5 protein-coding genes are annotated in these 6,873 nt (G+C 40.3%); 1 reads left to right on the top strand and 4 read right to left on the bottom strand.

Annotated elements, in window-relative coordinates:
• Positions 1 to 121: 121 nt before the first annotated feature.
• The 3 genes from ABH966_RS23925 to ABH966_RS23935 are packed head-to-tail and all read right to left on the bottom strand — an operon-like array spanning position 122 to position 4,461.
• Positions 122 to 1,474 carry an aspartate aminotransferase family protein gene (locus ABH966_RS23925; protein WP_370082850.1) on the bottom strand — a complete coding sequence of 451 codons (1,353 nt, stop codon included), beginning with the start codon at positions 1,472 to 1,474 and terminating at the stop codon, positions 122 to 124.
• Between the two features lie 24 nt (positions 1,475 to 1,498).
• Complete coding sequence (locus ABH966_RS23930) at positions 1,499 to 3,028, bottom strand: CoA-acylating methylmalonate-semialdehyde dehydrogenase (RefSeq protein ID WP_370082852.1); 1,530 nt, start codon at positions 3,026 to 3,028, stop codon at positions 1,499 to 1,501.
• Positions 3,029 to 3,051: 23 nt separating this feature from the next.
• Positions 3,052 to 4,461, bottom strand: a complete 1,410-nt coding sequence (locus ABH966_RS23935) for an amino acid permease (protein ID WP_370082854.1) — start codon at positions 4,459 to 4,461, stop codon at positions 3,052 to 3,054.
• A 226-nt stretch (positions 4,462 to 4,687) separates the two neighbouring features.
• Here ABH966_RS23935 and ABH966_RS23940 point away from each other — a divergent pair, with 226 nt between their 5' ends.
• On the top strand, positions 4,688 to 6,256 hold the full coding sequence (locus ABH966_RS23940) for a PucR family transcriptional regulator (protein ID WP_370082856.1): 1,569 nt from the start codon (positions 4,688 to 4,690) through the stop codon (positions 6,254 to 6,256).
• A gap of 3 nt (positions 6,257 to 6,259) precedes the next feature.
• On the opposite strand, the gene ABH966_RS23945 is transcribed toward ABH966_RS23940, so the two are convergent.
• A partial coding sequence (locus ABH966_RS23945) for a hypothetical protein (RefSeq protein WP_370082858.1) occupies positions 6,260 to 6,873 on the bottom strand: 614 nt, incomplete at its 5' end.

Consider the following 6,873-nt stretch of genomic DNA (forward strand, 5'->3'; position numbering starts at 1 on the left):
TACTGTTCCTAACAGGAGTTGTTTTGTTCATACTCATAGTTCGCCTTGCATTTCTTATGCTGTAAGATAATCAAAAAGCTGTCTCAAAAGTTTTACTATGACTTTTGAGACAGCTTTTTATTTAAATTTTATGAATACTATCAATAACAGCTTTTATAATTGTATCAAGATCCTCTTGTACAATATTAAGTGGTGGAGATAATGTTAATACGTTATTGAAGCCTGCAACAGTGGCACCATTTTTACCGATAATAACACCCTGCTCCTTACATGCCGCAATAACAGCATTTACTTTATCTACTGGTAAAGGCTCTTTCGACGTTTTATCTGACACTAACTCGATGCCAATTAATAAGCCTTTGCCTCGAACATCCCCAACATTCGGGTGATTACCCAATGCTTGCTGAAGTGCTTGCAGAGTAGCAGCTCCAACCTGACTTGATCTTTCAAATAATGCTTCTTGCTGAAGAATTTCAATATTTTTTAATGCGACCGCACATGCGACTGGTGATCCACCAAATGTATTGACATGACGGAAATAACCGTATGCATCAGACTCGGTAAATGCCTCATAAATTTCCCGTTTTACCGCTGTAGCTGATAATGGTAAATAAGCACTTGTAATTCCTTTTGCCATCGTAATAATGTCTGGTTTTACACCGTAGTTCATAAATCCAAATGGCTTACCTGTTCGACCGAAGCCACAAATTACTTCGTCTACAATCATTAAAGCTCCATGTTTTTTACACACTTCTTCAATGCCCCTTAAATAGTTCTCCGGAGGCATGATGACGCCCCCACCTGTAATAATTGGCTCTAAAATCATAGCGGCTACTGTTTCACTTAGCTCCCATGTCATCGTCTTATCTACAGCCTTGACGCTTGCTAAATCTGCCGGGGCAAGTGTATCACTTTCATGTTCACGATATTGATCAGGTGGTGCTACATGGATAAAACCAGGAGATAGTGGTTCATATTTATATTTTCGTTCCGCTTGCCCAGTCGCAGCCAATGCTCCAAAAGAACTTCCGTGGTATGCACGGTAGCGAGAAACAATCTTATAGCGAGAGCTTTCCCCTTTTTGTTGATGATACTGACGCGCAATTTTAAACGCAGTTTCGTTAGCCTCTGACCCACTATTAGAGAAGAAAATAACATAATCTCCACCAAGCATTTCATTAATCTTTTCAGCCAGTTCAACTGCTGGTAAATGTCCCTGCGATAAAGGAGCATACGCATTTTTCATCATCTGCTCATGTGCAACATCTGCTAATTCCTTACGTCCATAACCCACATTTACACACCACAATCCCGCCATTGCATCAATATATTCAACGCCATCTGTATCAACAATCCTCGCACCATTTGATTTTTCTACTACATAGGTTGCTTGTGGATTGTAGGGTTTCATTGAATGCCATACATATTGTTCATCTTTCTTTAAAATATCACTTTGAAGATTTACTTGAACCATATCTATACACCCCTTTATGTTTTTTCACTTATTCGCATCGTTATTGCTTGGGAACGCAAATGAACTTGTCGTATCCTCTGTTTCATCTGGCCAGCGTTCAGAAATCGTTTTTGCTTTCGTAAAGAATCGTGCTTGGTCTGGTCCAAACATATGCCCTTCGCCAAACTTAGAGCGCTTCCATCCGCCAAAATTGTGATAGCCAACTGGAATCGGAATCGGAACATTAACGCCTACCATACCTACTTCAATTTCTTCTTGGAATTTGCGCGCCGCCGAACCGCTACCCGTAAACATCGTGACACCATTTCCAAGTTCGTGATCATTAATCAAATCAATAGCTTCTTGTAAGGTTTCAACGCCTACAACAATACGCGCAGGGCCAAATACCTCCTCTTTAAAAATAGTCATTTCTGGAGTCACATTATTTAATAATGTCGGACCAAGATAAAAGCCTTTCGACGTTTCGCATATTTTCGGATTTCGACCATCCGTCACAAGATTAGCCCCTTCCGCAATAGCACCGTCGATATATCGAAGAATAGTTTCTTTTGATTGCTGCGTAATAACTGGGCCAAAGTCTACCTCGTCATCTGTATATGGACCAACCTTTAATTTTAAAATTTTCTCTTTTAATATCTCTGTAAAGCGTTGTTCAGTATCTTTCCCGACGACAATCGCTCCTGAAATAGCCATACAACGTTGGGACGCCGCTCCATAGGCTGCACCTAAAAAGGCATTAGCCGTTTGCTCTAGGTTTGCATCTGGCATGACAACCATAAAGTTCTTCCCGCCACCAAATGCAGCAACTCGTTTATTGTGCTTCGTCCCTGTTTGGTAAATATACTCCGCAACAGGTGTTGATCCAACAAATGAAATTGCTTGTATCTCTTTATTTTCAAGCAGTTCATTAACCGCTTCTTTATCACCATTCACGACTGTCCAAATTCCATCTGGCAGTCCTGCCTCTTTCCATAAGTTACTTAAATATAAGGCTGACATTGGCACACGCTCAGACGGTTTTAAAATAACTGCATTTCCTACCGCAACTGCCATACTTGTAATCGCCAGTGGCACCATAACAGGGAAATTAAATGGAGCAATGGTTGCAACAACTCCAAGTGGAGCTTTTGCAGAAAAGGCATTAATATCGCCGCCTACATTAACCGAGTATTCCCCTTTCAGCATTTGTGGGGCACTTATTGCCATATCTACAGATTCAATGCCACGAACAATTTCGCCCTTAGCATCTTCCTTCGTTTTCCCACTTTCCTCACAAATTATTTTGATAAGCTCATCTTGTCTTTCCACTAATAACTGACGGAAACGATGCAAAACCTCAACCCGTTTACCAATCGATGTCTTTTTCCATGCAGGGAAAGCTACCTTCGCTTGCTGGATAGCCTGCTTCACCTCATCTCTAGTCGCTAACGGAACTTGCGCGATGACCTCTCCTGTTGTTGGATTATAAACTTCCGAGTAACAGCCACTAGTACCTGCTGTTTCAACCCCATTAATAAAATGTGATAGCGTTTTCACTTTTTGCTGAACTGTCATAATTTTCCACTCCTCGTTTATTGTTATTCAAAATCCAATTTTTCCTTTTGAAAAATAGAACTTGCTTCATCTACTGGGTTAGGTGACTTTTTCTTTTGTGTAACTATATAGAAAATCATCACTACTGCCACTACAATACATGTAAATAAAATTTGAGAACGCATCGATTCAATAAAGAACATAGCGACTAGCAAAGCTGTGATAACCAATATTGTGAAATACGTTAAATATGGGAATAACCACATTTTCACTTTTAATAGCTCGGGATTTTCTTTCTCAATTTTCCGTCGCATTTTTAATTGTGAAAAAGCAATGATTAAGTAAAGAATCAACGTGATTGCACTACATGAACTAAGTAAAAACATAAATACTTTATCTGGTGAAACATAGTTCATAATAACGGCAATATAAGAGAAGAATGTCGCTGTTAATATGGCATTAACAGGTGCTCCCTTTTTATTTAATTTCAAAAATGCTTTTGGGGCCTCCCCTTTCTCCGCTAAAGAAAATACCATTCGAGATGTAGCGTAAAGCGCGGAGTTTAAGCACGATAAAACCGCTGTTAAAACAACAAAATTCATGATTTGCGCAGCTGCTGGAATACCGATATAATCCAAAACTGCTACATAGGGACTTGTTAAAATATCTGAGGAATGCCAAGGTAATAATGTGACAACTACCGTTATTGATCCAACGTAGAAAATCAAAATACGCCAAGTAATTGAATTTGTAGCTTTTGTCACCGCTGCTAACGGTTCGTCAGATTCCCCTGCTGCAATAGCAACAATCTCCGTTCCCATAAAGGAGAAAATAACAATCACTACGCCCATCAAGACAGCACCAAAACCATTTGGTAAAAAGCCACCCTCACCGATTAAATTGGCAGTACCTACTGCATCAAAATTAGGTGCGATACCGAAAATAATAAATGCACCAAGTGCCAAAAAAGCTATAATACTTGTAACCTTAATAAGAGAGAACCAATATTCAAATTCACCAAAAGCTTTTACGGAAACAACATTTGTTAAAGTAAGTGCTACGGTTAATAAAAGACTTAGTAGCCATAAAGGGATTCCATCATACCAATATTGAATAATCGCAGCTGCTGCTGTTGCCTCTAAAGCAATGGCGACAACCCAGAAAAACCAATATAACCAGCCAATCATAAAACCAGCCCACGGACCAATTGCTTCATGTGCATAATGCGCAAAAGATCCACTTGTTGGATTGACAGCTGCCATTTCTCCAAGCATTCGCATGACAAGAATAACGATAATGCCCGCAAAGATATAAGATAAAATTGCGCCAGGGCCGGCTAAGTTAATTACTGAGCCACTTCCCATAAATAGACCGGCTCCGATAACCCCCGCAATAGCGATCATCGTCATATGCCTTTTCTTTAACCCTCTTTGTAAATGCGTCTGTTGCTCCATATCAGCCCACCTCTTTTATTAGATTGGAATACCGCTTACAAAAATTTTACATGTTACATAGAAACGAAGTAATAGACAAACTGTAAAATTCTATGCATTTGTTTTAAACATAATGTAAAATAGACTAAACATTCTTAAAATATGATATTTCGGTTTATTTAAGCAAAAACAACGCATCAATAAGAAATCTAGAAAAAGGTCTATGTTAAAAGGAATGGGGATAAAAATGAGTCAATTTAAGCTTCAAGTGAAGGATGTGTTAGAAAATACATACTTCCAAAGTGCAGAGGTCGTAGCTGGTGAAGATGGCTTATTACGCATTGTAAAATGGGCCCATGTTATCGAAATTATACAAGTAGATAATTTTCTAGCTGGTGATGAATTAGTTTTAACAACAGGGATCAGCCTTCAGCACAGCATAGAGAACTTTATCTTTTTCGTAGAATCCTTAATCAAAAAAAATTGCGCGGCATTGTGCATTGAATACGGGACTTCCATACAAACCATCCCAGAAGTAATTGTAGCCCTTGCTAACCGTCACAGCTTCCCTATTATCGTTTTTCATGACACGGTTCCTTTCGTCCGTATTACACAAGATTTACATAGTCAAATTATGAACCAACAATATTTAATGATCTCTACTTTAGAATCCTACTCTCAAACATTAAATAAAAACGCTCTATTAGGGCAGACCTCAGAAGAAGTCTTACAAAATATGTATCATAAATTAAAGACACAAATTATCTTTTCTATTAAAGGTCGAGAGCCTATCTTTTTTCCAAACATCCCGCATCATAAGCGCCAACAACTTTTAACGATGAAAAAATCAGCACCAGTATTTAAAAATGAACCCATCTTTATTTTTGATCAACATTATGCAGATTTAACGCTCTTTAGAGAGGATGGTCTATTTTCGGAGTTCGAATTACTTATTTTAGATCGTACAGCTACTGCGTTAGCGCAGCTGTTAATGAGAGAATTTTATATTGAAGAAAAAAGGGACATTGAGGATGCCTCTATTTTAGCGGATTGGATCGATCAAAAACTATCGAAAGAGGAAATTTATAAATTTATCGTAACCCATCATTCTAACTATAAACTTACTAGCGGAGCCATTTTTATTTTAGCAACTCCTAATGCAATTTCTAAGGTGCAGGAGGATATTGTCTATAGTAAGCTCTACTATCGAAACCTTTTTGAGCAAAATGGATTTATAGCATTTTTATTCGAAAGAAAAAGCTATGTCATCTTTATTTTACTCCATAAGAAAGATAGCAAATCGAGTCGCGAAGTATTAAATACGTTAGTTTCTTCCGTTCAGAAAACCGATTTTTATAAAAAACAAATGGCACAAGGTTATCAAATCGCCATTGGCAAAGTCGTTGCAGACGTAGAAGAAATGCCAAAGAGCTATCAAACGGCACTCGAAACATTGTATATTTGCAGTAAAGTACAAACAACATCTTATTTTTACGATGATTTACATCTGTATCACCTCATCTATAAATTACAGATGCAAGTCAATTTACAGGAAGTGATTCAAGACTATTTACAGCCTGTCATTGAATACGACAAAAAATATAACAGTAAGCTATTAGAAACTCTGCAGGTATACTTACAAACGAATGGCTCCAAACAACAAACAGCCAACCAACTGTTCATCGTTCGCCAAACGCTCTACCATCGTTTAAAAAAGCTTGAAAGTCTCTTAGGAGAAAATTTCATGAAGGGCCATAATCGGATTACGCTTGAATTTATGTTGCTTGCTAATTCTTTAATTGAGGAGAAAAATTAATTTCTAGTTGTTAATTGGGTTAGCGGCGTTGGTCGCCGGGTTGGCGGCGTTGGTCGCCGGGTTGGCGGCGTTGGTCGCCGGGTTGGCGGCGTTGGTCGCCTGGTTGGCGGCGTTGGTCGCCGGGTTGGCGGCGTTGGTCGCCGGGTTGGCGGCGTTGGTCGCCGGGTTGGCGGCGTTGGTCGCCTGGTTGGCGGCGTTGGTCGCCGGGTTGGCGGCGTTGTTCGCCGGGTTTGCGGCGTTGTTCGCGGGTTTAGCAGCGTTGGTCGCCGGGTTTGTGGCGTTGGTCGCCGGGTTGGCGGCGTTGGTCGCCGGGTTGGCGGCGTTGGTCGCCTGGTTAGCGGCGTTGTTCACCGGATTGGCGGCGTTGTTCACCGGGTTGGCGGCGTTGTTCGCCGGGTTGGCGGCGTTGTTCACCGGGTTGGCGGCGTTGTTCACCGGGTTGGCGGCGTTGTTCGCGGGTTTAGCGGCGTTGTTCGCGGGTTTATCAGCGATGTTCGCTACTTTATCAGCGATGTTCGCTACTTTATCAGCGATGTTCGCTACTTTATCAGCGATGTTCGCTACTTTATCAGCGATGTTCGCTACTTTATCAGCGATGTTCGCTACTTTATCAGCGA

The organism is Lysinibacillus sp. RC46, assembly GCF_041262385.1.
GTDB lineage: Bacteria > Bacillota > Bacilli > Bacillales_A > Planococcaceae > Lysinibacillus.